21 protein-coding genes and 1 pseudogene are annotated in these 25,961 nt (G+C 59.0%); 12 read left to right on the forward strand and 10 right to left on the reverse strand.

Going from position 1 to position 25,961, the window contains the following annotated elements:
- Positions 1-131: 131 nt before the first annotated feature.
- Positions 132-614 (reverse strand): GNAT family N-acetyltransferase, encoded by a 483-nt coding sequence (locus AO065_RS07920; RefSeq protein WP_004887208.1) that lies wholly within the window; start codon positions 612-614, stop codon positions 132-134.
- 438 nt (positions 615-1,052) lie between these two features.
- Between AO065_RS07920 and AO065_RS07925 the strand changes: the two genes are divergently transcribed.
- The 3 genes from AO065_RS07925 (at position 1,053) to AO065_RS07935 (ending at position 4,744) form a co-directional block, all read left to right on the forward strand.
- Positions 1,053-1,997, forward strand: coding sequence for an alpha/beta hydrolase (locus AO065_RS07925; RefSeq protein ID WP_032652290.1), 945 nt, complete (start codon positions 1,053-1,055; stop codon positions 1,995-1,997).
- Positions 1,998-2,090: 93 nt separating this feature from the next.
- Positions 2,091-2,531 (forward strand): GNAT family acetyltransferase, encoded by a 441-nt coding sequence (locus AO065_RS07930; protein ID WP_004887211.1) that lies wholly within the window; start codon positions 2,091-2,093, stop codon positions 2,529-2,531.
- Between the two features lie 140 nt (positions 2,532-2,671).
- Positions 2,672-4,744 carry a TonB-dependent siderophore receptor gene (locus tag AO065_RS07935; protein ID WP_032652301.1) on the forward strand — a complete coding sequence of 691 codons (2,073 nt, stop codon included), beginning with the start codon at positions 2,672-2,674 and terminating at the stop codon, positions 4,742-4,744.
- Positions 4,745-4,783: 39 nt separating this feature from the next.
- On the opposite strand, the gene AO065_RS07940 is transcribed toward AO065_RS07935, so the two are convergent.
- From AO065_RS07940 to AO065_RS07950, 3 genes are all read right to left on the reverse strand, one after another.
- Positions 4,784-5,362, reverse strand: a complete 579-nt coding sequence (locus AO065_RS07940; RefSeq protein ID WP_004887214.1) for a hypothetical protein — start codon at positions 5,360-5,362, stop codon at positions 4,784-4,786.
- A 14-nt stretch (positions 5,363-5,376) separates the two neighbouring features.
- Complete coding sequence (locus AO065_RS07945) at positions 5,377-5,982, reverse strand: hypothetical protein (RefSeq protein WP_004887216.1); 606 nt, start codon at positions 5,980-5,982, stop codon at positions 5,377-5,379.
- 351 nt (positions 5,983-6,333) lie between these two features.
- Positions 6,334-6,858: a DUF3237 domain-containing protein gene (locus tag AO065_RS07950; protein WP_004887217.1), complete on the reverse strand. Its 525-nt coding sequence runs from the start codon at positions 6,856-6,858 to the stop codon at positions 6,334-6,336.
- Between the two features lie 224 nt (positions 6,859-7,082).
- Here AO065_RS07950 and AO065_RS07955 point away from each other — a divergent pair, with 224 nt between their 5' ends.
- The 3 genes from AO065_RS07955 to AO065_RS07965 all read left to right on the forward strand — a co-directional run bounded on the left by AO065_RS07955 (position 7,083) and on the right by AO065_RS07965 (position 10,144).
- Complete coding sequence (locus AO065_RS07955; protein ID WP_004887219.1) at positions 7,083-7,700, forward strand: TetR/AcrR family transcriptional regulator; 618 nt, start codon at positions 7,083-7,085, stop codon at positions 7,698-7,700.
- A 180-nt stretch (positions 7,701-7,880) separates the two neighbouring features.
- Positions 7,881-9,512 (forward strand): methyl-accepting chemotaxis protein, encoded by a 1,632-nt coding sequence (locus tag AO065_RS07960; RefSeq protein ID WP_004887220.1) that lies wholly within the window; start codon positions 7,881-7,883, stop codon positions 9,510-9,512.
- A gap of 203 nt (positions 9,513-9,715) precedes the next feature.
- Positions 9,716-10,144 (forward strand): nuclear transport factor 2 family protein, encoded by a 429-nt coding sequence (locus tag AO065_RS07965; RefSeq protein ID WP_004887223.1) that lies wholly within the window; start codon positions 9,716-9,718, stop codon positions 10,142-10,144.
- Positions 10,145-10,178: 34 nt separating this feature from the next.
- Here the strand turns inward: AO065_RS07965 and AO065_RS07970 are convergent, their stop codons facing one another.
- From AO065_RS07970 to AO065_RS07980, 4 genes and pseudogenes are all read right to left on the reverse strand, one after another.
- The gene (locus AO065_RS07970; protein WP_032652294.1) at positions 10,179-11,033 is read right to left on the reverse strand and encodes a CAP domain-containing protein; all 855 of its coding nucleotides are present in this window, start codon (positions 11,031-11,033) and stop codon (positions 10,179-10,181) included.
- Between the two features lie 295 nt (positions 11,034-11,328).
- A complete protein-coding gene (locus AO065_RS27750) occupies positions 11,329-12,192 on the reverse strand; it encodes a methyl-accepting chemotaxis protein (protein ID WP_407072075.1) in 864 nt (287 codons plus the stop codon).
- Positions 12,187-12,969, reverse strand: a pseudogene (locus AO065_RS27755) (MCP four helix bundle domain-containing protein); the annotation flags it as partial. The pseudogene AO065_RS27755 and the gene AO065_RS27750, both read right to left, overlap by 6 nt.
- A 182-nt stretch (positions 12,970-13,151) precedes the next feature.
- Positions 13,152-13,865, reverse strand: coding sequence for a GNAT family N-acetyltransferase (locus tag AO065_RS07980; RefSeq protein ID WP_032652296.1), 714 nt, complete (start codon positions 13,863-13,865; stop codon positions 13,152-13,154).
- Between the two features lie 627 nt (positions 13,866-14,492).
- Here AO065_RS07980 and katB point away from each other — a divergent pair.
- Positions 14,493-15,998, forward strand: a complete 1,506-nt coding sequence (gene katB, locus AO065_RS07985; RefSeq protein WP_004887231.1) for a catalase KatB — start codon at positions 14,493-14,495, stop codon at positions 15,996-15,998.
- A 64-nt stretch (positions 15,999-16,062) separates the two neighbouring features.
- A complete protein-coding gene (locus tag AO065_RS07990; protein ID WP_004887233.1) occupies positions 16,063-16,647 on the forward strand; it encodes an ankyrin repeat domain-containing protein in 585 nt (194 codons plus the stop codon).
- A 94-nt stretch (positions 16,648-16,741) separates the two neighbouring features.
- Here AO065_RS07990 and AO065_RS07995 read toward each other — a convergent pair whose 3' ends face one another.
- On the reverse strand, positions 16,742-17,647 hold the full coding sequence (locus tag AO065_RS07995; protein ID WP_004887234.1) for a manganese catalase family protein: 906 nt from the start codon (positions 17,645-17,647) through the stop codon (positions 16,742-16,744).
- Positions 17,648-17,916: 269 nt separating this feature from the next.
- Entirely contained in the window at positions 17,917-20,010 is a 2,094-nt protein-coding gene (locus AO065_RS08000; RefSeq protein WP_004887237.1) for a hybrid sensor histidine kinase/response regulator, read from the reverse strand.
- Positions 20,011-20,341: 331 nt separating this feature from the next.
- Here AO065_RS08000 and pvdM point away from each other — a divergent pair, with 331 nt between their 5' ends.
- From pvdM to AO065_RS08020, 4 genes are all read left to right on the forward strand, one after another.
- Positions 20,342-21,685 carry a pyoverdine-tailoring dipeptidase-like protein PvdM gene (pvdM, locus tag AO065_RS08005; RefSeq protein ID WP_004887238.1) on the forward strand — a complete coding sequence of 448 codons (1,344 nt, stop codon included), beginning with the start codon at positions 20,342-20,344 and terminating at the stop codon, positions 21,683-21,685.
- A complete protein-coding gene (pvdN, locus tag AO065_RS08010; RefSeq protein ID WP_004887240.1) occupies positions 21,682-22,962 on the forward strand; it encodes a pyoverdine-tailoring periplasmic protein PvdN in 1,281 nt (426 codons plus the stop codon). Before pvdM ends, pvdN begins: the two co-directional genes overlap by 4 nt.
- Positions 22,963-23,019: 57 nt before the next feature.
- Positions 23,020-23,880, forward strand: a complete 861-nt coding sequence (gene pvdO / locus AO065_RS08015; RefSeq protein ID WP_004887242.1) for a dihydropyoverdine dehydrogenase — start codon at positions 23,020-23,022, stop codon at positions 23,878-23,880.
- Between the two features lie 63 nt (positions 23,881-23,943).
- A complete protein-coding gene (locus AO065_RS08020) occupies positions 23,944-25,608 on the forward strand; it encodes a cyclic peptide export ABC transporter (protein ID WP_004887244.1) in 1,665 nt (554 codons plus the stop codon).
- The last annotated feature ends 353 nt before the right edge of the window (positions 25,609-25,961 follow it).

Here is a 25,961-nt window from a genome sequence, read left to right on the forward strand (position 1 = left end):
GATGCGTGGACAANTCCAGCGTTATCCACGTCAAGCGCTCGGCTCACTGAATCCACAGTCTGTGCCATTTGTGACGCAGAGCTTCACGGGATGCATGCCCACGCAGCGATGGGCACGATCAGTATCAGGCGTCATTCCACGGATCGGGGCAGACGGAAATGGATCACCGCAACCCGTGCACCTTGCTTGTCACGTCGCTCTTCGATGGCATAAGGACGGAACCCCATGCGCGGATAGAACAGCAGGCCCGGAACGTTATGGTTGTAGCAGGATGCGATGAGCTCGGTGGCTTCGTGCTTGTCGAAGGCAATGTCCATCATGCAACTGATCATGTAGCGTCCCACCCCTCTTGCCCTGGCCTTGGGGGCGATGATTACGTTGCCCAGCGCACAGCGGTCGCGAAAATCACAGCGTGAGAAGTTGGCGTAACCCACCACTTCGCCATCCATTTCGATCACGGTGGAGTCGTAGCGGGTCTCCAGCGCGTCCACCAACTGGGCCGGCGTGAAGGGATAGGTGGCCCGGGGGAACATGTAGAACAGCTCGTCGGCATTCTGGGGCAGCTCGCAGACGATCGGAATGTCTTTTTCTTCCAGGGGGCGATGTAGAAACATTGAGCGGTAACCTCTTGAAGAAATTGAAGAACCTACAGAGCAGGTTAGCCATGAAACTGTGATTTCGGCGCCTCCAGGCGACAGAAATACAGCGCCCTTGCGCCTACAGCATAATCCGGGGCTATCAAAAAGGGCTAATTCAATACCAAACCGGACTAAAAACGCCTGATTGTTGCGTCGCCCTGAAGCTGGCTGACGCAAGTCTCTGAATAACGAGGCGTTCAGGATCGTGAGGTGATCTGTCGCTGTCAGCCGATCGCGCCGAGGGGATACGCCTTGCAAGATCGTCACGCCACTCAGGGCGAACACCATGGCACGGCCCTTCTCGATCAACCGGCCAACGGCGCAATATCCTGTAACCGATATTTCCCTCCGGCTATTGCAACCCCTGAACGGAAACGGCATTTATTTCATTTTGTTTACCGGAACACATTCCTCATGCTCTCTTTCTCCCTCAACCGTTTCAAGGCACGGCCTTTCAGATGGTTATGCATGATCGCGATCATCGTCGGGCTGCCGGTCGGCTGCGCGGTGCTGGAGCATAAGGAGCGCGAACTGGTGTTCCGCATAGAGCCGGGCACCGCCAGCTGGTACAGCGGCCTGCCCTCCGATGTTCAGGAGCTGGATCTCAAGGCTGCCGATTTCGGCACCTCGCAGAACATTCATGCATGGTGGTGGCCTGCGCCACGCAAGGACGCACCGGCAGTGCTGTATCTGCACGGCTCACGCTGGAACCTGACGGGCCAGTTGTTTCGCATCGAACAGCTCAGGGCGCTGGGGTTTTCAATTCTGGCCATTGATTACCGGGGCTTCGGCCAGAGCATGGGCCAACTGCCCTCCGAAAAGACCGTCTATGAGGATGCACGTATTGCCTGGGAACGCCTCAAGCAACTGCAGCCGGACCCGCAACGTCGGGTGATCTATGGTCATTCACTCGGCGGAGCGGTCGCCGTGGACCTGGCTGCGGAACTGGGTCGTGAAGCAGAGAAGGACGAGACGCCAGTGGCAGCACGCGGCCTGATCATCGAGTCCACCTTCACCAATCTGGCTGACGTCGCCACCGCAATCGCCAACACCTCGCTGCCGGTGCGCTGGCTGTTGTCGCAGAAATTCGATTCAGTCGACAAGATCGCCGACATTCACATGCCCGTATTGATCGTGCATGGCACCGATGACCGCTACGTCCCCGCCCGTTTCAGCGAAGAATTGTTCGAGGCCGCCCGGGAGCCGAAGAACCTGCTGCTGGTGCCCGGCGGTACGCACAACAACAGCATGCGGCTGGGCAGCAAGGCGTACAGCCAAGCCATACAGACGTTACTGAAAACGCCCCCGTCATTGCCTCAGGTCAGCAAAAAGGGCGACATGCAGAAACACGCAGGCTGAAGCCCCGAAAAAATACCTGCACAGATAACGTCCCGAATAGACAGCAGTGGCGGCAGGCATTAGCGTCGGCGTTCCCTCTTTAAGGACTGCGCCATGCATCACGTTATCGAGTATTCGAACGACCAGCACCGCCAGGCGGTAATCGACCTGTGGACGACCGTATTCAACGACGACGCACCGCACAACCGCCCGGATCTGTCGATCGACATGAAGCTGGCTGCGCAAGACCGACTGTTCTTTGTGGTCATCGTTGAAGGCCGTCTGGCTGGCACGCTGCTGGCGGGCTATGACGGCCACCGGGGCTGGCTCTACTCGGTTGCGGTCGATCCCGCTCAGCGTGGACGCGGGCTGGGAACTGCCTTGATCAGGCATGCAGAACAGGCGTTGATCGAGCTTGGCTGCCTCAAGATCAATCTGCAGATTCGTACCAGCAATGAAGGGGTGCAGGCTTTCTATGAGTCGCTGGGGTACGTTCAGGAACCCCTGATCAGCATGGGCAAGCGGATCCCTTTCGATCCCGACACAAACGGGTAGGAGTTCAATACAAAGTCAGTAAGACAATTCCCTCATTTACATGAGAATTAATATCAAATTACAATTATTGCTATTAACGTCCTGACAGAGCACTTCCTTTGAACACCTTCCATCGCCCTCGCCGCCCCGGTCCCTTTTTGCTGTCCGCAATTTCCCTGGCCGTATGGTCTGGCGGTACGGCACATGCCGCAGGCGCAGCAACACTGCCCGCGACGCAAGTATCGGCCGCCACCCAGAGCGAGGAAGGCTACAGCGCAAGCAGCGCCAGTACCGCCAGCAAGAGTGACGTGCCGCTCAAGGAAGAAGCGCAGTCGGTCAATGTGGTGACACCTCAGACCATTGCCGATTACAACGTGCGTTCGCTGGACGACGCCATGAAGTTCGTCAGTGGCGTCAGTCAGGGCAACACGCTGGGCAACACCAAGGACTCGCTGGTCAAGCGCGGCTTCGGGACCAATGACGATGGCTCGATCCTGCGTGATGGCGTGCGCTCGGTGGTGTCGAAGAACTTCAGTGCGACCACTGACCGGGTCGAAGTGCTCAAAGGCCCGGCTTCACTGCTGTACGGCGCGATGGAACCGGGCGGCGTGATCAACGTGATCAGCAAACAGCCGCAGTACGTGCAAAGCACAACGTTGAGCGGGTCGGCGTTCAGCGAAGGTGGCGGCAGTTTTGGCGTGGACACCACCGGCCCGCTGGGCGACAGCGGTCTGGCCTATCGTCTGGTTGCCGAACGTCAGAGCGAAGATTACTGGCGCAACTACGGCGTTGATCAGCACACACTGATTGCCCCTTCCCTCTCATGGACCGGCGAGCGCGCCAGCCTCACGCTGGCCTACGAGTACAACGATTACGTCAGCCCGTTCGACCGCGGCACCGTATTCAGCGGCGGCCATCCTTCCGATATCAGCTACAACAAGCGCCTGGACGAGAAATGGGCCAACACCGTCGGCATCAGCGAAACCGCAACTGCGCGTTTTGAATACCAGCTCAGCGATGACTGGAAGACCCGCCTGACCTATGGCTGGAACAATGACCGTTACAGCCTTTCCATCGCGCAGCCCAGCACCTTGTCCGGCAACGGCGTACTGCGCCGTCAGGCCAACGGCGGGCATTACGATTATGAAACGCGTTATGCCAGCTGGGATTTCATCGGCAAGCAGCAATTTCTGGGTCAGGAGCATGACCTGCTGATCGGTGCCGAGCAGGAAGACTCTGACAAGTTTCGTGGCAAGACGTACCGCAACGCTGCACAGAACGGTTTCAACATTTTCAATCCGGTGTACGGCAGCCTCGCTGAACCGAGCGTGGTCAGCCAGCCGACCAGCAACCTGAGCAATCAGCTGACCTCGTCTTCGCTCTATGTGAAAGACAACTGGCACCTGAATGACCGCTGGATTCTGGTGCTTGGCGGACGCTATCAGCATTACGACCAATACACCGCCCAAGGCCTCGGTGCCAGCCGGGTGGTGAATCTGGACAAGAATGATGACGTGTTCCTGCCCATGGCCGGGCTGGTGTTCAAGGTCAACGAAGACCTGTCGCTGTACGGCAACTACAGCCGCTCGTTCGTGCCCAATGAAGACGTGAACGACGACGGCACCACCTTCGATCCGGAAGAAGGTCGCAGCTACGAAGTCGGGGCCAAATATGCGCTCGCGCCAGGCCTGGACTTCAACATGGCGGTGTTCGACATCGAGAAGAAGAACGTCGTTACGCCGACCGGCGTAACGGGTGTCAGCGAGGCGGCCGGCAAGGTCGGTTCAAGAGGCGTGGAGCTGGATGTGACCGGTCGCATCGCCGAGCGCTGGGACATGATCGGCACCTACGCTTACACCCATACCGAAGTGCTGGATGACCCGAGCAACGAAGGCAATCGTCTGAGCCAGGCACCAAAGCACACCGCAAGCCTGTACCTCACGCATCACCTGCAGGTGCCTTCGGGTCTGGGCGACTGGCATGCCGGTGGCGGCGCACGTTACGTAGGTGAGCGCGCCGGGGATGACGCCAACTCGTTCTACATGAGCAGCTACACCGTGGCCGATGCTTTTCTGCGCTGGGATGTGCCAATGGCCGGTTACAAGACCCGCCTGCAGTTGAACGTGGACAACCTGTTCGACAGGCAGTATTACCCGTCCAGCACCGGCAGCCAGTTGCAGGTCAACGTGGGTGAACCGCGCACCGCGAGGCTCAGCGCCAGCGTCACCTTCTGATGTTGAAGGGGCTGGAACAGTTCCAGCCCTTCAGCTTGCTCAGATAAGGCCTTTACCTGCTGCGTCTTCAAGCGCACTGCGCGCCAGTTCCCTGATGACCTTGTCACTCGACTCGTTGAACGGCAGGGCAAAGATCAGCACCAGGTGCATCCAGGTGGTGAGTTTTTCCTGCTTGCTGACCTGACCCAGTTTCTTGCCCTCGCCATCGCGGAAGGTCAGTTCCAGCGACAGGGTGTTGTCGACCTTGTTGGGGATCAGGAAAAACGTGAAGCCGGTCAGGAATGCCAGGCCGAGGCTGCCCTCTTCGTGATTGCGCAAGGTTGCCGTGACGTAGAGATCGGAGGGCTCACGCTCGACGCTCACTTTGCTGAAACGCTGACTGCCCTGCAGCTCTTCTTTCAACAGCTTTTCCAGCGCTGCGATGTTGGTGCCGCTATTGGCGCGATCTTCGTTCAACGCATATTCGGCCTGCACCTTGAGATAGGCCGCTGGTTTGACCTTGGTCGATGTTGCAGGAGGCCATTGCGATGCCTGCGCCAACTCATGGTGTGAATAGGTCATGCAACCTTGCAACGACAGTGAAAACAGCACAGCCAACAGCATCAAAAACTTGTTCATTCGAAATATCCCTTTCAACGAGGCAATTGGCCGGTGGCATCTACAAGCAGCGTTTCAACCAGTTCAGTCAGTTGATTGGCACCCATCGAAGGGTTGAAATAATCGCGGTCCCAGAGCCCGGTGTTCACGTCGCGCTTGAACGTCTTTTGCGAAAGCGCCAATTGCTTGCCATGGCTGTCGTTGATACGCAGTTCCGCCGCCAGGTCATAGGTATCGACGTAGATCGGACCGTTGACCCAGATCCAGATCGTCAGCGTCAACAGAGCGCCGGGGAAATACGCCGGGTGTGGCGTGCGCTTGCCTTTGAGGGAGGTGAAATTGAACGCCAGCTCGACATCCTTTTCGCCCAGCTTCGCCGGGAAAACGATCATCTTCTGGAAATACTCGCCACGCTCGACGTGAGCGCCGATCTGCGCCGTGAGCTGCGAACTGATGTTTCGCTTCTGAAGTTCATCGATGGCCGGGTCAGTGATCTTCACATCCTTGATCATTGCCCCGACCGGCAACGTATTCTCGACAGCCTTGACCGGAAGACCAATGGGCCCTGCGGGCACGAAGGAGACACACCCGGTCAACACCAACCCCATCAGTGCGATGGCGGCGTACTGCAGCTTGTTCATTTAACGTCCTTGAAGGTGTCGCACCAGACGGCACCCGAAGCAAATGTTGATGGCATGCCACGGGCGTAGCCGGTCCATGGCATGCAAGCAGAGATAGCACTGTGCTATCTCGGCCGGAATTGTAACCAATTTGTTTCGAGCGTGCCTGCTCTTCTACGGCAAAGAGACGGCGCAGGACGGAGAAAGGTGAAGGGGTCTTGCTGCAACCAAGGGACTGAGGCTGGCGGCTTGCCCGCCGCCCTCAGGGTATTCCGCCAGTCAGGTATTTCCTTTTTGGCGTCCAGACTTGTCTATAAGAATGCGTCGGTGATCAAGGGTGCCTTGTGAGACGCACCCGATACGCGGGACTGTTCAGTACTTGATCCGGTAGATGTTCATCACCTTCTCGTTATAGAACAGATAGTCGACCTTGCCGATGAACACGCTTTTCTCCAGCCAGTCGTTTGGCCCCAGTGGCACCTGAAACTGCGGTGTGCAGGTGCATTGATAGTGCCCGTCGGAAATGGGCCATACCCCGTTCTGAAGCTGGTCCTGCCCGACTTCGTCCATGACAAGAACCCCTTTGTTCTCGACATTGATCAACTCGCCCGTCCGGGTTCGCAACGTGAAGCGTGCGTTGAAAAAGGCAAGTTCGCTCGACAGCTCGACAAAGAAATCACTGCCGCCTGGCAGCACCGAACCCCGAATGCTTTCACCTTCGAACTCGCCGCCGATGATGGAGCTGTTGCTGCGCAGGCCATCGCTGCAGATTCCCATGAGCGTAGGCGCATCCGTCTTCAACGTGATCGACAGGACTTTCTCCAGCAACGGTGCCCTGGCAATCGCCACTTCACGAACGGATGGGTTGCGAGGCTTCTTGAAGTCGATGATGTTCACAGGTCTGCTCACTCCACGATTCGGTCAACACGGTAGTCGGGGCCAGAAGCTTTGGGGCTCAGGCATCTGCCGGCTCGGCATCGATGCGGCGGCGTTTATTTGAGGCTTCGTTTCCAGTAAGCTCCACGGAGACGAAATAAATCGTACCGAACGGTTCAGTTTTAGTCCATGTTAATTTGCGTTACACAGGCAAACGAAGATTCCCTGAAGGATTGAGGATTTAAATGAAGGTGCGTACCGAAGCTCGCCGTGAAGCCATCATTGATGCGGCAGCCAGCGTTTTCCTCGAAATGGGCTACGAGCGCACGTCGATGAACGAAGTCACCAAGCGAATGGGCGGTTCCAAGGCAACGATCTACAGCTACTTCCCATCAAAAGAAGATCTCTTCATCGCCGTTGTGAATCGGCATGCCACGGCTCACCTGGCAGAGGCAGTATCAGAACTTGCGACCTACAGCGAAAAGGCTCTTGACCTCAGGGGATTGCTCAGCCGTTTTGGCGAGCGAATGCTGGCAATGCTGATCAACGACAACACAGCGCTGGACGTGTATCGCATGGTGGTCGCCGAGTCGGGTCGCTCGGAAATCGGCATGATGTTCTATGAATCCGGGCCACGCCAATGCATGCAAACCATCTCCACTCTAATGGCCCAGGCCATGCAGAACGGACAACTTCGCAAAATCGACCCTGACCTTGCAGCGCTTCAACTGACTTCACTGCTGACCGCGGAAACCGAAATCCGACTCTATCAGCAAAGCCCGCAGTCACTGAGCTGCGAGCAAATTCGCACGATGGTAGATCGGGCGGTGGAAACCTTCCTGCTGGGCATGGGCCAACGCTGAGCTGCCCGCCACGTATAACTGATTGCCCCTCTGCCTGACGCTTCAGGCGATCTTTTTCCAGAGACCGCGCATCTCCAGCCACTGGGCTTCACCGATGCGCGGGGCGCTTTATATTGCACTTGTCATCAAGAAAAGCTCCATGCAGGCGATAGGCTTTCTAATCACCCATGGAGAAGGCACATGTTTTTGCGCAAACTCAACCTCGCACCTCGCTCGGCTTTATGCTTCGGTTTGTTCTGCCTCATGATTGTCGCCCTGGGACTGCTCTCGTTGCGACAAGCCGCGATTCTCAACGAAGCGGAAAAATTCATCGAAACCAACGTGCTGCCCAGCGTGAAACTGCTCGGTACGCTGGACCGTGAATTTGTCGGTATCCGGGGCAACAACGCCCGCCTGCGCAATCCGCTGGAGCCGCAGGATCGCAAGACCAAGGCCTTGAGCGACATCAAACAGGCGCGAGTCCTGATCGCCGACTATTCGAACTCGCTGAGCAAACTGATCGTGACGCCACAAGGGCGCGAAGCATTCGACGCGCTCAACAAGGCCAATGCCGACTACCAGGTCAATCAGGACCGTTATCTGGCCTCTGTCGCTGCCGGTGACCTGGACACCGCTGTCGCCATATCGAATAACGAGATGAAAAGTGCTGCGGATCAGGTTGAAGCCTCGCTCAAGAACCTGATTGGCATCAACGACAAAAAAGCCGAGAGAGCCGGCGACACTGCTGAATCGGCTTACAGCCAGACCCTGTGGCTGGTCGGCATATTCATCGCCGTGGGCGTTGCTACCACATTGTTTCTTGCCTGGCTCTATACCCGCAGCCTGACCGGCCCCATTGGCGAATCCCTGAAAATCGCCGAACGCATCGCCGCCAACGACCTGAGCAAGAACATCACGGTCGAAGGCAGCGACGAAGCGGCCAAGCTCATCGCCGCACTGGCGACCATGCAGACCAATCTGCGCAGTGCGCTGACCCTGATCGGCGACTCGTCGACTCAACTGGCGGCCACCTCCGAAGAAATGCATGCCGTGACCGAGGATGCATCGCGCACCATCCTGCGTCAGAGCAATGAAATCGAAATGGCTGCAACGGCGGTCAACGAGATGAGTGCTGCGGTCGAGGAAGTGGCCAGCAACGCGGCCTCTGCCTCGCAAGTGACATCGCAATCCAGCACCGCAGCCATGGCCGGACGTGCTCAGGTCGATGAGACGGTTTCGGCGATCAACCTGATGGTGTCCAAGGTTCAGGTTACCTCGACAGAAGTCCAAGGCCTGGCAGTCATGGCGACCGACATCAGTAAAGTGCTGGACGTGATCCGTGCAATCGCCGAGCAGACCAACCTGCTGGCGCTCAACGCGGCTATCGAAGCCGCGCGCGCCGGTGAGGCCGGTCGAGGCTTTGCGGTGGTTGCGGATGAAGTGCGCGCGCTTGCTCACCGCACCCAGCAGTCGACCCGGGAGATCGAGCAGATGGTCAGTTCGATTCAATCCGGCACCGGTAATGCGGTGACCGCCATGGAGCAGACCAGCTTCCAGGCTCAGAAGACCCTGGACATGGCCAATGGCGCAGGCAAGGCGCTGCTCGACATCACTGATTCCATCAGCCAGATCAACGAACGCAACCTGATGATCGCCACCGCGGCCGAGCAACAGGCTCAAGTGGCGCGTGAAGTGGACCGCAGTCTGGTCAGCATTCGCGACCTGTCCAGCCAGACCTCCGAGGGCTCCAGCCAGACCGCCATCGCCACGGCTGAGCTGACCAAGCTGGCCGCTGACCTCAGCCGCCTGACCAAACAGTTCCGCGTCATCTGAGCCCCTTTGGCCGGGAACCTGGTTCCCGGCCTATCCCCTCGCTCCAGCCTCTTCCCGCTCATCGTTCAGTCTGCAAGCAGCCTTTACTTGTCAGAAATACGGCCCTCGTCTAAGTTGTATGACGACAGACGAATATGCTGTCTATCAGGTCATGCCGAGCGCACGTTCTGGTCACCCAACAATGACAATAAAAAGGAATGCACATGAGAAAGCTCAAACTGCTCGTAGGGTTTGTCTGCCTGTTTACTGGCTACGTCGTCGCCGCGCCGTCGGATGAGGCTGATGTGGCACAGGCGGTGGACAAGCTGACCCAGGCCATGTGGCACAAGGACATAGCGCAGCTTCAGGCGCTGACCGCCGACAACCTCACCTACGGGCATTCCAGCGGCAACATTCAGGACAAGCAGGCGTTCATTGCCGACATTGAAACCGGCAAGAGTGCCTTCAATGACCTGAAGATGCTCAACCAGAAGATCACCATGTCTGGCGATGTCGCGCTGGTGCGCAACCACTTCTCGGCACAGGCCGTGAACAGTGGAAAGGTGGTGCCGACCGAAATCGAGAACTTCCAGATCTGGCAAAAGCAGAACGGCCAATGGCTGCTGATCGGCCGTCAGGCGTTCCGCTTCTAAACGTCAGCTACACGCACGCAGTGAGTGAAGGCATTCACTGCTGCGTGCCGAACATTGCGGTCCAGTAGATGCCTGCATCGCTTTTGGGATCAGTGGCGTAAGCCGCTCCCAGTTCACGGAATCCGGCATTCATCAGGTTCGCGCAGTGCCCGGGACTGGCCAGCCAGCCATCCACCACCTTGCGTGCGGTGTCCTGACCGGCAGCGATGTTTTCGCCCACCTGCTGACCGATGTAGCCAGCCAGCTCCGCCCGATCACCGGGCGTGCGCCCTTCCCGGTCCTTGTGATCGAAGAAATTGTTGTTGGCCATGGACTGGGAATGAGCCTGAGCCGCCGTGCCCAGCGTGGCGTTCCAGGCCAGCGGAGTGGTGGCGGGAAATGCTTGGGTCCCGCATTGGCGTGGCGTAGTGCGAGCGACGTTGATCATCTCCAGAACCTTCTGACCTTCGGCCTGCCAGTCTCCCAGACGCGCCGCGACCAGCGAGCGCGCCAGCACAATGCGCCAATCCTGCCCTTCGCGGCTCACGCCGATATCGATGAACTGCGGATCGAGCACAACCTTGCAGAAGCTTTCCTGCACGGCCTTCAGCGCCGACGCCGCATCACGCGGCCCGGAAAGGCTGATGGCCTGCACAGTGACCATCGGATAGGACGCACGCGACAGTGCCTGTTGCAGGTCAACCCCGCCGCTGGCAGGCAGGATCAGACGCGGGTCACTGACCAGCGGCGGCAGCTCCATGGACACCTGATCACCGCAGCGCTGCACCTGACCGCGCCAGGCATTGAGCGAGTCGATCAGTTGCGTCTCGTCAGAGGCCAGAGCCGACTGGGCGACAAGCACCCCGAGTGACAGTATCGCTACGCGCAGGACGGACGTGATGGACCCCATGAAAATCTCCGACGGATTGAGAGCGCCTATCATGCGCGACCTGACCCAGTGAGATGCAACTGCTTTTTGCGGACGGTGCCGGGATTATTGCGATCGGACAGGCAGAGAACCGTAGCGGCTGGGAAGATGGTGTTCTTGCACAGAGATCCAACTGCGGGAGGCGGCTTACCGGCGATGCGTTTCTCCAGTCGCCTTGTCGGTGATCGGGATGACGCCATCGCCGGCAAGCCGCCTCCCACAATCCGGTGTCTGGTGCGCCACAGCGCTACGTTGAAGTCGGGTGGTGCCTCCCCCATCAGAGCTTGAACTTCGCCACCATGCCATTGAAGGACGTCGCCAGACGTGACAGCTCCTGACTCGATGCATTGGTCTGGTCGGCACCGGCCGCGCTCTGGGTCGAGAGGTCCTGAATGTTCAGCAGGTTGCGGTCCACTTCGCGGGCCACCTGAGCCTGTTCTTCCGACGCCGAGGCGATCACCAGATTGCGCTCGTTGATGGTCGCGACACCCTGAGTGATCTTCTCCAGCGCAGAACCGGCGCGCAGGGCCTGTTCCTGAGTATGGGTGGCCAGCGACAGGCTCTTGCCCATGGCTGCCACGGCGCCGTCGGCACCCGACTGTACGGTGCTGATCATGCCTTCGATTTCCACAGTCGACGCCTGGGTGCGATGAGCCAGTGCGCGCACCTCGTCGGCCACCACCGCAAAACCGCGCCCCTGTTCACCCGCTCGTGCCGCTTCGATGGCCGCATTGAGTGCCAGCAGGTTTGTCTGTTCGGCAATGCTGCGGATCACGTCCAGCACCTTGCTGATCTCGCGCACATGCCCGGCCAGCTCGGAAACCGCCTCGGTCGACTCGGTGATCTCATGCACCATGGTGGTGATGCCCTTGACGGTGTGATCCACCTGTCCGCGACCATCCACAGCATCTTCGGTTGCGGTCTTCGAGGCTTCAGAAGTCGACACAGCGTTGCGCGCCACTTCTTCAACGGCGGCCGTCATCTGATTGACGGCAGTCGCCGCCTGCTGGATTTCATCGTTCTGACGAGTCAGCCCACGAGTACTCTCGTTGGTCACAGCACTCAGTTCTTCCGCCGCCGAGGCCAATTGATCGGAAGCACTGGCAATCTGTTGAATGGTGCTTTTCAAACCGTCCTGCATATTCGACAGGGCATCGAGCAACAGCCCGGCTTCATCACTACTGGTGGAGACGATCGGCTGGGTCAGGTCACCGCCAGCGATGCGTTGGGCGCTGACCACGGCAACTGCCAGCGGACGAGTGATCATGCGGGTGATAAAGATGCCCAGCAGAATCGCCACGATGAACGCGATTACGACGCCGACTTCCAGCATCATCACAGACTTGTTTCTCAGCTCCGCAGCCGCTACAGCGCCTTCCTTGATCTGGCGGTTGTTGGAATCGATGATGGTGCGCAGATAAGCGCGAATTTTCACAAACCCTTCGGTGGACAGGGCGTTGAGGCGGGTCCTGGCGTTCTGCAGATCACCGGCCCTCATCATCTCGACCACTTGCTGAGAACCGGCAATGTAGGCAGGCAACATCTGCTCAAGCTGATCACCTGCGACACGCTCGTCGTCTTCAAGCGGCGTCGCGCGGTAAGTGGCAAACACCTTCTGGGCACGAGCCAGATCATCGGCCAAAGCCTGGCGAACACGCTCCTTATCGGTTTCCGATACGCCACCGTCCTGAGCATCCAGCAGGCGATACAAGCCACGGTTATGGGCAGTCATGCTGGTCAGCGTTTCGTTTGTATTGCCAACGGAAACGAGGTTGTTGGAAAACGTCTGTTCCAGCGCATTGCCCAGACGGGTCACACCCGCCATGCCCAACCCACCCACAGCCAGTGTAATAAGCGCACAGATGATGAACGCAGAGAGAAGCTTGGTCGAAAACTTGAACTGACGCAGGATATTCATAGGGTGGACCGTTGCGAGATGAGGGATGACGGCTAAGCTGAAATGATTTAGCACTCAGCAATGATGTCATAGTGACTTCACTCATCTCGCAAACGTTCAACACCCAAAAAAATTAATTACACATCAGCATAAGATGCTGCGGAACATTCTTTAGAACGCCTCGAAACACTCAAGGCCAGGGGTCAGTGAAGCAGAATCGGCTGCTGTGTCCCATGCTGTCCTCGATGCTGCTCGACAAAGGCCTTCGCCTCCTGCGTCATCCGGTCAAGGCGTCGGTCCCGTTCTTTCTCGGCATCAGCCATCGCCTTGTCTCCGTGCTGTTTGAGCAGGTAGGCGTGAATCTGCCGCACTTCTACTGAGCTATAGATCGGCGCAATGTCCATCACTGCGAGCAACCCTTCGGTGCCGTGATCACGGGTGTTCATGATCACGTGCGGACCGCGCGCGCCCAATACCTGAAAGCCCAGCGACTCGAAATACGGCACCTTGTCGACCACGCAGTACAACTCTGCATGCGGGTATCGGCCAACCATCTTCTCCAGCATCGAGCGCGCGATGCCCTGCCCTCGGTGGCTTTCCCGAACCGCCATGTAGGCCACCGCGCACGCGTCCGGATCGCCCTGCACCGGCAGATACAACAGAAAACCCAGTACCGTTTCCGGGTCCTCGTCATCCAGTGCCACGATCAGTTCGACGGCCATGCTGCCGGAGCCATCCATTGCATTGAGGTAAAGATGCACCTCGTAACCGACCCCGTACTGATAGAGGTTGTACAGCGGATTGCTTGGCGAGATGGCAACCAGACTGATGTCGGTGACGTAATCGACGACCATCTGCTGAATCTGGCTTCGAATGAATTCCGGCGGCGGGCTTTGCAACAGCATGACAGTGGACATTGAACGTCTGGCTCCGAGGATGAGGCTTGCCTGAGGCAGGTGGCGCGACATGATAACCCGCCAGGGTGTCATGAGCCGAACCAACGAGCTTCAATCGGAGTTTCCGCGCCAACATCTGATTTAGTTATTACCGACAGAACTGTTACAGCTTATTTCTTAGTGCGCGCTGCGCACATGAAAAACCAACATCAATGAGCCACCACTCCAAACAATAAACGCTCATTACTCTGGGACGCTCGTTCTAAAACTTAAAGTTTAACGAAAGAATCCTTATTCATGAACAATGCGACTGGTTTTCATTAACTGAAAACCCACCCTCTTAAATGCAGCGTATAGTGGCACCATAAAATTCGATAAATTCATACATATCATGGAGTTATAGTATTAGCAGCTCAATATAAAGCCACTGAACTACATGAATTAATCTTTAATGCCACCATCCTTTAAACGACCCATACTATTTTCAAGACAACCAGACACTCGGTTCCATTCGGGCGCAAGTATTTATCTCAATCACCCCGATTGATTTTTATAATCGCTCACTTTCCTCCCGCGCGCATAACATGGCCCCGCCTACTAAAAAAATATGAGGGATTCAAAATGCCGTTATTAAACTGGTCCAGAAACATGGTTCGTTTAACAGCAGTCGGCCTTATCAGCATTCCGGCCGCCTACGCAGCCGACACCCTGACCCGCGACAATGGCGCGGCGGTCGGGGACAACCAGAACTCCCAGACAGCAGGTGCCCAGGGCCCGGTGCTGCTGCAGGACGTTCAACTGCTGCAGAAACTGCAGCGTTTCGACCGCGAACGCATCCCGGAGCGTGTCGTGCATGCCCGCGGTACAGGCGTGAAAGGCGAGTTCACCGCATCGGCCGACATCAGCGACCTGAGCAAGGCGACCGTTTTCAAGTCCGGCGAAAAAACCCCGGTCTTCGTACGTTTCTCTTCCGTGGTGCACGGCAACCACTCTCCTGAAACCCTGCGCGACCCGCACGGCTTCGCGACCAAGTTCTACACGGCAGACGGTAACTGGGACCTGGTAGGCAACAACTTCCCGACCTTCTTCATCCGCGATGCCATCAAGTTCCCGGACATGGTGCATGCCTTCAAACCTGATCCACGCACCAACCTGGACAACGATTCGCGTCGTTTCGACTTCTTCTCCCACGTGCCTGAAGCCACCCGCACCCTGACCCTGCTCTACTCCAACGAAGGGACGCCAGCTGGCTACCGCTTCATGGACGGTAACGGTGTGCACGCCTACAAACTGGTCAACGCCAAGGGCGAAGTACACTACGTCAAGTTCCACTGGAAAACCCTGCAAGGCATCAAGAACCTTGATCCTGACGAAGTCGCTAAAGTCCAGTCCAAGGACTACAGCCACCTGACCAACGATCTGGTCGGCGCGATCAAGAAAGGCGATTTCCCGAAATGGGACCTCTACATTCAGGTGCTCAAGCCTGAAGAGCTGGCCAAGTTCGACTTCGATCCATTGGACGCTACCAAAATCTGGCCTGACGTCCCCGAGAAGAAAATCGGTCAGATGGTCCTGAACAAGAACGTCGACAACTTCTTCCAGGAAACCGAGCAGGTCGCCATGGCCCCGGCCAACCTGGTACCTGGCATCGAGCCGTCCGAAGACCGCCTGCTGCAAGGTCGCGTGTTCTCTTATGCCGACACCCAGATGTATCGCCTGGGCGCCAACGGCCTGAGCCTGCCGGTCAACCAGCCTAAAGTCGCCGTCAACAATGGCAACCAGGATGGCGCGATGAACGCCGGCCACACCACCAGCGGCGTCAATTACGAGCCAAGCCGTCTGGAACCGCGTCCTTCCGTGGACAGCGCACGCTACAGCCAGCTGCCAATCAGCGGCACCACCCAGCAGGCGAAGATCACGCGTGAGCAGAACTTCAAGCAGGCCGGTGATCTGTATCGTTCGTACACCCCGAAAGAGCAGACCGACCTGGTCCAGAGCTTCGGTGAGTCGCTGGCCGATACCGACACCGAGAGCAAGAACATCATGCTGTCGTACCTGTACAAGGCCGATCCAACCTACGGCACTCGGGTAACCGAAGTGGCCAAGGGTGATCTGGGCAAAGTCAAATCGTTGGCTGCCAGCCTCAAAGACTGATGACCTGATGTCCCGCCCCGGCGCTTGCAGCCGGGGCGGTCCAGGCCAGACCAGGAGAACGCCAGTGAAAACCCTTCTTTACGGACTGCTGCTGTTGACCGCCGTTGCCCATGCCGAGCAACCCGTGCCCGCCCAACCCGACCCTGTTCAATCCACACCCGCCCGGAACCTGACCGCCGAGCAGACTGCCAATCAGTTGCGCACACTGTTCTTCGATGCGTCGCGTGAAGGCAACAATCCGATGCTGGACACCTTCATCGAAGCGCATTACGACCTCAATGTCCGGGACGAACAAGGCTATACCGGCCTTATTCTCGCGGCGTATCACGGCCATGAAGATTCTGTCGTACGCCTGATCGACGCGGGTGCTGACCCGTGCGCGAAGGACAAGCGTGGCAATACCGCCCTGATGGGTGCAATTTTCAAGGGTGAGCTGAGCATCGCCAAACGCCTCGTGCAGGCCGATTGCGGCGCCAACCTGACCAACAATGCCGGCCAGACGGCCGCCATGTACGCGGCACTGTTCAAGCGCACTGAAGTGCTCAAGGAGCTGACCGACAAGGGTGCCGACCTGAGCCTGCGCGACAGCATGGGCAATGACGTGCAAGGCTTGTCCAAAGGCGAGTTTCAGGTGATGCCGACCCGCTGAGGCGCACTCATCGGCGTGCGCCACGCAATTTTTTCGATGGAAAAACTGCCATCCGCGTCAGGACAGCAGTTTTTGTCGAACCTCATCTGATTCCTCAGACCTGACCGTTGCCACTTCCCAGCTTGCCAGGCATCTCTCCCGAGCCCAGCTCTGCCCCTGTGATCGGTACCTCTGCAGAAGGGTCAGATTGCGTCCTCTGCTTCATGATCATCAACGTGGCCTCATCATCCTCACTGAGCACGACAGACGCCGTTCCGTCTCCGCCATCGACGGCTGGACGGGGCTCCTCGACATAATCAAAGTACTCTTCGCTGTTCCAAGGACCCCGCGGGCTCGCGTCGCCGCTGGACATGTTGAAGTATGTGCGGCTGAACTCCGGCATGCCTGGCAGCTTGCCCTGCGGGAAATTCGGCTGAATCGAGTGCAGCGCTTTTTCAAAAGAGAGCTGGTGGGCAATCTCACGGGTCATCAAAAACCCGAGCGCGTCCTTGACGCCGGGATCATCGGTCACGTTCATCAAGCGCTCATAGACGATCTTGGCCCGCGCCTCGGCGGCAATGTTGGAGCGCATATCGGCCGTAGGCTCACCTATGGTATCGATATAGGCCGCCGTCCACGGCACACCGGCCGAGTTGATCAGCGGTGCGCCCGCGCCGTAGAGCACGCTGGTGATGTGCGAGTCATTTCCCGCTCCGTTGATCTCACGATACAGCTCACCTTCGGCCTGGATGCCCTCGGCGATCTTGCCCTTGGCACCCTTGTTGAGCATGACAATGATCGACCCCACCACCTCCAGGTGGCTCAGTTCTTCGGTCGCGATGTCGAACAGCAGATCCTTGCGGCCTGGATCATCTTCGGACAGCGCTTGAGTGAAGTAGCGGCTGGCGGCGGCCAGTTCGCCTTGTGCACCACCGAACTGCTCCAGCAATAGATTGGCTAGCCCCGGATTGGGCTCAGAGACACGAACCGTGTACTGCAAACGTTTATTGTGAAGAAACATGATTTCTCCCCTTTCAGGCGTAAAGCATGGCTTTGTTTGGGCAAAATCAGCTAACGACCGTCAGTGACGGATCGACGACTTAGCGAACATCATCACCATCAAGGGTTGAGAGGCAGCAATCGGATAGAAAGATTCGAAAGAACCAAGCGCGTGCGACGAAAGGTTGGCGCGTCAGAGTTTCATAGTCTTTCTCAACGGCGCAACGTTCCGGACACCGTGATTTTACAGTGACCGGAACGTGCGAGCCGGGAAGGCGGCAGATCGCGGAGTCAGTCCTCGCGCTCGATCATTTCGTAGATCCGGCTGGCGAGTGCCTCCATGGTGAAGGGCTTGGTCAGCACCCACATGCCCGGATCCAGATGGCCATTGCCGATGATGGCGTTTTCCGCATACCCGGTGATGAACAGCACCTTCAGGTCTGGACGGATGACCCGTGCTGCGTCGGCCAACTGGCGGCCGTTCATGCCGCCCGGCAAGCCCACATCGGTCACCAGCAGGTCGATGCGCTTGTCGGATTCCAGCACCTTGAGCGCAGAGGCACCCTCGCCCGCCTCAATGGGAATGTAGCCCTGGTCTTCGAGCACTTCGGCCACGAGCATACGGATCGTGGGCTCGTCATCGACGATCATCACGGTTCGCAGGCTCTGGGTTCTCAGCGATTCGGACGCCTCGACGGTCTCTACCTCTTCAGGTGCACCCACATAATGACGCGGCAGGTAAAGGCACATCGTGGTGCCCTGATCCGGTTCGGAATAGATCCGCACCTGTCCGCCGGACTGGCGCACGAAGCCATACACCATCGACAGCCCGAGGCCGGTGCCCTGCCCCAGCGGCTTGGTGGTGAAGAACGGATCGAAGGCGCGGTTCATCACCTCTGGCGTCATCCCGGTGCCGGTGTCGCTGACACACAGCGACAGGTACTGGCCGGGCGAAAGGTCACGGCTCTGGGAACCGCGCTGATCAATCCATTTATTGGCGGTTTCAATGGTGATCCGTCCGCCGCGTGGCATGGCGTCCCGGGCGTTGATGCACAGATTCAGCAGCGCGTTTTCCAGTTGCGGCGCGTCGATGAAGGTTGACCACAGCCCGACCGAGGTCACGACTTCCACGGTGATGTGCGGCCCGACCGTGCGGCGGATCAGCTCTTCCATGCCCACCACGAGTCGATTGATATCGACCGGCTTTGGGTCCAGGGTTTGCCGTCTGGAGAACGCCAGCAGGCGATGAGTCAGTGAGGCGGCGCGCTTGGAGGCGTCCTGAGCGGCAGCCACGTAACGGTCGATTTCAGTGAAACGTCCCTGGCTGAGACGATTCTTGAGCAGTTCCAGCGAACCGGTGATCCCAGTCAGCAGGTTGTTGAAGTCGTGGGCGATGCCGCCGGTCAACTGGCCGACCGCTTCCATTTTCTGCGACTGGCGCAAGGCTTCTTCGGCTTGCGTCAGGCGCTCCTGCTCACGACGCCGCTCGCTGACGTCGTAGGCGAACAGATAAGCGCCGATCGGCTGGCCTTCAGCATTGCGCAAGCTGCTGTAGCGCATCTCGAAATGGCTGGAAGGATCATTGGAATCACTGAAGTTGACGCTGATGGCGAAATCTTCGCCTGACAAGGCCCGAGCCCAGCGTTGATGGAGACCAGTCTGACTTTCGGGCCGATCAACCAGCATCTCCAGCATGCTGTCGCCGACCTTGGGCCGTACGCCGAACAGTCGCTCGAACTCGCGTAACGCCGAGCCGTTGATGGCGATCCAGCGATAGTTGGAGTCAATGACATGAATGAACGCGTTGGTGCCGTTGACCACATCGGCCAGCACATTGCGCTCGGCCACCGCTTCGATAACACGGGCTTCAAGGGTTTCGTTGAGGTGCTGCAGCGCACGTTCCGCACGCTTGCGTTCGGTGATGTCCTGAAACAGTACGGCAACCTGCTTGCGGCTGGCCGGTTCGATACGAAACGCCGTCAATGCCAGATAGCGGCCGGTTGCCTCAAGCTCACGTTCGAAGCGGATCGGTTCACCGGTCGCCAGCACCTGTCCGTAGAACCTCACCCAGTCATCGGCCTCTTCGCGCACCATCTCGCGCAGCTTTTTGCCGACCACGTTGGGGATACCCGCGTGGTACTCGTAAGCCGGGTTGGCTTCGATATGAATGTAGTCGCTGAGCGGGCCATGGGGGCCGTCGAAAAACTCGATGACACAAAAGCCTTCGTCCATGGCGTCGAACAGAAAGCGGTAGCGCTCCTGGGACAGCGCCAGTGCGTCTTCGGCCTCCCGACCGTTGACGCTCAGGCGCTCCTTGAGCAGGGCATTTTCGTCCTCCAGAGCCTTCAAGCGGCTCTGAAGATGTTGCAGTTCGGTCGGGGTCAAAGCGGCTGTACCTGGGAGAATGGTCGTTGCCGTTTCCCCATTCAACAGGCCGGCACGAGCACGCTACGAGAAAAACGGCTCGCTGGCAAAATTAAAGGCGATTTTCGGGAAGAAAATCAGGGTCATCCTGATGCTTCGTGTCGCGTCCGCTCTCGAATGTGACGCAGAGCGTCGTGGGCGGTATGCCAACATGGAGCATGGGCGCGATCAGTCGCGGCCTGAGAAAACCACCGCTAAATTTTCTCGCCATCCGCTCGTTCTCCCCAGATAGCAACGGCCCCGATGCCCACATGCGAGGCAGGCCTGCACCGATCATCTGAACGAGACGGCAATGACAAGACCGCGTTGGAAAAAGGCTCTCTTCATCGGCCTGCCCCTGGCTCTGGCCATCAGTGCAGGCGCGGGTTATCTGACCTGGAATTACTGGTCGCCAGCGGGTTACCCGGTGAAGGTCATGAAACAGGCCGAAGACCTGCAGGAACGGATCATTTCCTTCGACAGCCACATCACCGTGCCGATGAAGTTCGGCAGCGAGCGCAACGAAGCCGACAAGGATGGCTCAGGCCAGTTCGATCTGGTGAAAACCGCACGCGGGCGGCTGTCCGGCGCCGCACTGACGGTGTTCGGCTGGCCGGAAATCTGGAACGGCCCCAACGCACCGCATCGCCCTACGCCCGGCTTCGTCGATGAGGCGCGGCAGCAACAGGAAGTGCGTTACAAGATCATCACCGGCATGGTGCGCGACTTCCCCAATCAGGTCGGCATCGCCTACACCCCGGACGACATGCGCCGCCTGCAGGGCGAAGGCAAGTTTGCGATCTTCATCAGCATGCTCAACGCCTACCCGCTGGGCAACGACCTCGATGCGCTGGACCGCTGGACCGCACGGGGCATGCGCATGTTCGGCTTCAGTTACGTGGGCAACAACAGCTGGGCGGACTCGTCGCGCCCGCTGCCCTTCCTCAACGATACGCCGGATGCACTGGGCGGCTTGTCCGAGATCGGCAAACAGGCCGTACAGCGCCTGAACGACCTGGGCGTGATCATTGATGTATCGCAGATGTCGAGCAAGGCACTGGAACAGGTCAGCCAATTGAGCCGCACGCCAATGGTCGCCTCGCACTCGGCACCGCGTGCGCTGGTGGACATCCCGCGTAACCTCAGCGATGAGGAAATGCAGCTGATCAAGCAGAGCGGCGGCGTGGTGCAAGTGGTGGCCTTCCCCGCCTACCTCAAGCCCTTGAGTCAGAAAACCCAGGACAAGCTCAATACGCTGCGCAAGGAATTCGACCTGCCGCCTCTGCCGAATCTGGCCATGGCGCTGATGCCCGGCGACGCGATCATCACGGTCTGGCCCGAGCAGCGCTTCGGTGCCTACGCCAGCAAGCTGTACGCGATTCTCGAAGAAGAGCCCAAGGCCACGGTCAAGGATTTCGTCAACGCCATCGACTATACCGTGCGCAAGATCGGCATCGATCACGTCGGCATCAGTTCCGACTTCAACGACGGCGGCGGCGTGAAAGGCTTCAACGACGTCAGCGAAATCCGCAACGTGACCGCCGAGCTGATCGAGCGCGGCTATGCCGAAGCGGACATTGCCAAACTGTGGGGCGGCAACTTCCTGCGCGTCTGGGAACAGGTGCAGGCCTCGGCCAAACCGGTGGCCCAGCCATGACTGATCGCAGAACGTTCCTCAAACAGGCCGGGCTGCTGGCCGCCGCCCTACCGCTCGGCTCGGGCCTGATAGCGCCTGCTGTGGCCGCCACAAAAGAGCCCGTATCAGCAGACAAGTGGATCGGCTTGAAACAGCTGTTCAATCAGGACCCGGACTACATCCACTTCTCCAACTTCCTGGTGACCTCGCACCCGAAGCCGGTGCGGGATGCCATCGAGCAGCACCGCGCCCACATAGACCGCAACCCCGGTCTGGCAATGGACTGGGATCTGCAGGAAACCGAACTGCGTGAACATGACGTGCGTGTCTGGGCGGGCAAGTACCTGAACGCCAAACCCGGCCAGATCGCCCTGACCGGCAGTACCACCGAAGGGCTGGCGATCATTTATGGCGGGCTGCACATACGCCCGGATCAGGAAATTCTCACCACTGAGCACGAGCACTCCTGCGCACGCAGCATCCTCAACTTCCGCCAGCAGCGTGACGGCACTCAGGTGCGCAGGATCCGCCTGTTTAAAGACCCGGCGCAGGTCTCAGCCGACGAGATCATCGGCTCGATTGCCCGCAGCATTCAACCCAATACACGTGTACTGGGCATGACCTGGGTGCAATCGGGCAGCGGCGTGAAGCTGCCGCTCGGGGCCATCGGTGAGCTGGTCGAAGAGCACAACCGCAACCGCGACGCCAGGGACCGCATTATCTATGTGGTCGACGGCGTGCACGGCTTTGGCGTGGAGAATCTGGATTTCCCGGACATGAAGTGCGACTACTTCGTGGCGGGCACCCACAAATGGATGTTTGGCCCGCGCGGCACCGGGATTGTCTGCGCCCGTTCGGAACAGATGACCGACCTCACGCCGACGATCCCGACCTTTTCCGAAGCGACCAATTTCGCTACCACCATGACGCCGGGCGGCTACCACTCGTTCGAACATCGCTGGGCGTTGAACAAGGCCTTCGAGTTGCACCTGCAGCTGGGCAAGGCTGACGTGCAGGCGCGCATTCATCAGCTCAACAGCTACATGAAGGAACGTTTGCAGGCGCAACGCACTATCGAGCTGGTCACCCCGATGGACCCTTCCCTGTCGGCAGGCTTCAGTTTTTTCAGAATCAAGGATCAGGCCAGCGACGACGTTGCCGCCTGGCTGATGAAAAACCGCATGGTGGTCGATGCAGTGAGCCGCGATGTCGGCCCGGTGGTGCGTACCGCGCCGGGCCTGTTGAACAGCGAAGCCGAGGTCGACCGTTTCATGGCGCTGCTCAGCCAGCGTACCTGACGCCTGCATAACTGCTCCGCATCACCTGCTTTCCGTTTTTTGCCATTGAGGCCCGTCATGAAAAAGATGCTGTTCACCCTGTCCCTGAGCTCGCTGCTCGGCCTGTCCTTGAGCGGCAACGCTCAGGCGGCCACACCCGAGGCCGGCAAAGTCTTCAAGGACTGCAAGGATTGCCCCGAGATGGTCGTGCTGCCTGCGGGCACCTTCACCATGGGCGCGCCGGAAGAGGAACTGGGTCGCCAGCCGGACGAAGGCCCGATGCACGATGTGACCTTTGCCAAGCCCTTCGCCATCAGCCGGTTTCAGGTGCTGAGCGGCGAATGGGACACCTACATCAAAAGCTCCGGTTACAAAATGCCGGACGGTGACACCCGTCCAGGACGTGAGTGCAAGGCGGGCAAGCCGCGCTATCCGCTGGGCCCGCGTCAGCCTGCGGTGTGCATGGACTGGAACGAAGCCAAGGCCTACGTCGCCTGGCTGTCGAAGAAGACCGGCAAGTCGTATCGCATGGTCAGCGAATCGGCCCGTGAGTACGCCGCTCGTGGCGGCAGCAAGGGTTCGTTCCCGTTCCCGATGGATGAAGGCAAGCCCTACGGCATCGCCAGACACGCCAACACCTACGGCCCGGAAGACGGCTTCAGCTACACCGCTCCGGCGGGCAGCTACAGCCCGAACGACTTCGGCATCTACGACGCCCACGGCAACGTGTACGAGTGGACTGCCGACTGCGAGACCAGCAACTACAACGGCGCGCCCACCGACGGCAGTGCCTGGCTGGCGGGCGATTGCACCTGGAAGATGATCCGCGGCAACGACTGGACCGAAGCGCCGATCTTCTCGCGCTCCGGCAACCGCAACAGCCGTCAGCCGGATGTGCGTGGCGACTGGCTGGGCTTCCGGGTCATGCGCGACCTCTGACCGACTCATCGAGCCTGCGGCCTTTGCCAGGGGCCGCAATCACGAACACTCACGAGAACCCTCATGACCCTCAAAACCCAAAGCCTCGCCGGGGAAACCCTGAGAATCCTCAAACCCTTCTGGTGGCTGGTGGCGCTGTCGACGGTGCTGGGGATCGTCAGTGGCCTGAGCGTGACGGCGCTGCTGGCCACGATCAACAACGCGATGAACCTGCCGGGCGGGCCGAACACCCATACCGCGCTGCTGTTCGCCGGGCTGTGCGTGCTGACGCTGGCGTGTTCGACACTGTCCAACCTGTCGACCAACTACGTGGGCCAGCGGGTGGTCGCCAACCTGCGCCGCGAACTGGCGGCCAAGGTGCTGGTGGCACCTATCGAGCAACTGGAACGCTACCGCTCGCATCGACTGATTCCGGTGTTGCTCAACGACGTCAACACCCTCAGCACCTTCGCCCTGTCGGTGGCGCCGATGGTGATCGCCTTCACCGTGACCCTCGGTTGCCTGACCTATCTGGCGCTGTTGTCCTGGCAGATTCTGGCGCTGACAGTACTGACCGTGGTGCTGGGCACCGGTGCGCAGTTCCTGGCCCACCGATTCGGCATGCGCAGCATTCTGGCAGCACGCAACGGCGAGGACGAACTGCAGAAGCACTATCAGGCGCTGTCGGCGGGTGCCAAGGAGCTACGCATCCAGCGCAAGCGTCGTCAGCACATGCTCGATGAAAAGATTCAGGGTGCTACCGAACAGATCTGCCGCTCGAACATCCGTGCGGCGAACATCTTCGTCAGCGCAGAGACCTTCGGCTCGATGCTGTTCTTTGCAGTGATTGGCATGGCCATCGCCTTTCAGGCCCTGTGGCCGACGACCGAGAAGACCGTGCTGGGCGGTTTCGTGCTGGTGATGCTGTACATGAAAGGCCCGCTGGAACGCCTGATCAACTCCCTGCCCGCCATCAGCCGCGCGCAGATCGCCATGCGCCGCATCGCCGAACTGTCGTGGAAGTTTTCAAGTCCCGAGCCGCACCTGTTGGTCAGCGACCGGCCCAATTCGCTGGCCAGTCTCAAGACGCTGGAACTGCATCAACTGCGTTACGACTACCCGCCGGTCGAAGGCAGCGACGCGTTCCACCTCGGCCCGGTCAACCTGAGCATCAAGCAGGGCGATATCGTGTTCATCGTCGGCGAGAACGGCTGCGGCAAGACCACGCTGATCAAGTTGCTGCTGGGCCTGTACACGCCGCAGCAGGGCGAAATCCGCCTCAACGGCCAGACGGTGACGCCGGAAAACCTGGATGATTATCGGCAGCTGTTCACCACCATCTTTGCCGACTACTACCTGTTCGATGAGCCGCTGCAGGGACAGGCCAGTCTCCCCGAAGACGCGGGCAAGTACCTGGAGCGGCTGGACATCGCCAACAAGGTCAGCATCCGCGACGGCGCGTTTACCACCACCGACCTGTCCACCGGCCAGCGCAAGCGTCTGGCGCTGATCAATGCCTGGCTGGACGAGCGTCAGGTGCTGGTCTTCGACGAGTGGGCTGCAGATCAGGACCCGGCCTTCCGCCGCGTGTTCTACACCGAGCTGCTGCCTGAGCTCAAACAACAGGGCAAGACCATCATCGTGATTTCTCACGACGACCGGTATTTCTACATCGCCGACCAACTGGTGCGCATGCAGGCCGGCAAAATCGACGTCGAACAGGTCCAGAACGCTTCCGTTTCCGCCTGATTTCGAGCGCTCCCCAAGCCTCGTGCTCATCGTTATACACACGTTATCTGGCTATCCGGAGAGACAGCGGCACTGATGCGCTTTTTTAGCGCTATCGCATGAACACCGCAGATCGCGACGTGGGTGAAGGCTGAGTCCTGGCGCTGATTCGGGGGGCAATCGGCATGGATGCCGATTGAGCCGCACTGAGCCAGGGATGGCTCATTTGCGGCGACCCCCGAATTAGTGTCAGGACGAAGGAACCCCGGCGAAGCCGGGGCCGGAACCGGAGCAAAAGGCTTTGCTTACTTTGGCCNCACCATTTGTGACGCGGAGCGTCACGGGCGGCATGCCTACGCAGAGCGATGGGCACG

The sequence above is a fragment of the Pseudomonas viridiflava genome (assembly GCF_001642795.1).
Lineage (GTDB): Bacteria > Pseudomonadota > Gammaproteobacteria > Pseudomonadales > Pseudomonadaceae > Aquipseudomonas > Aquipseudomonas viridiflava.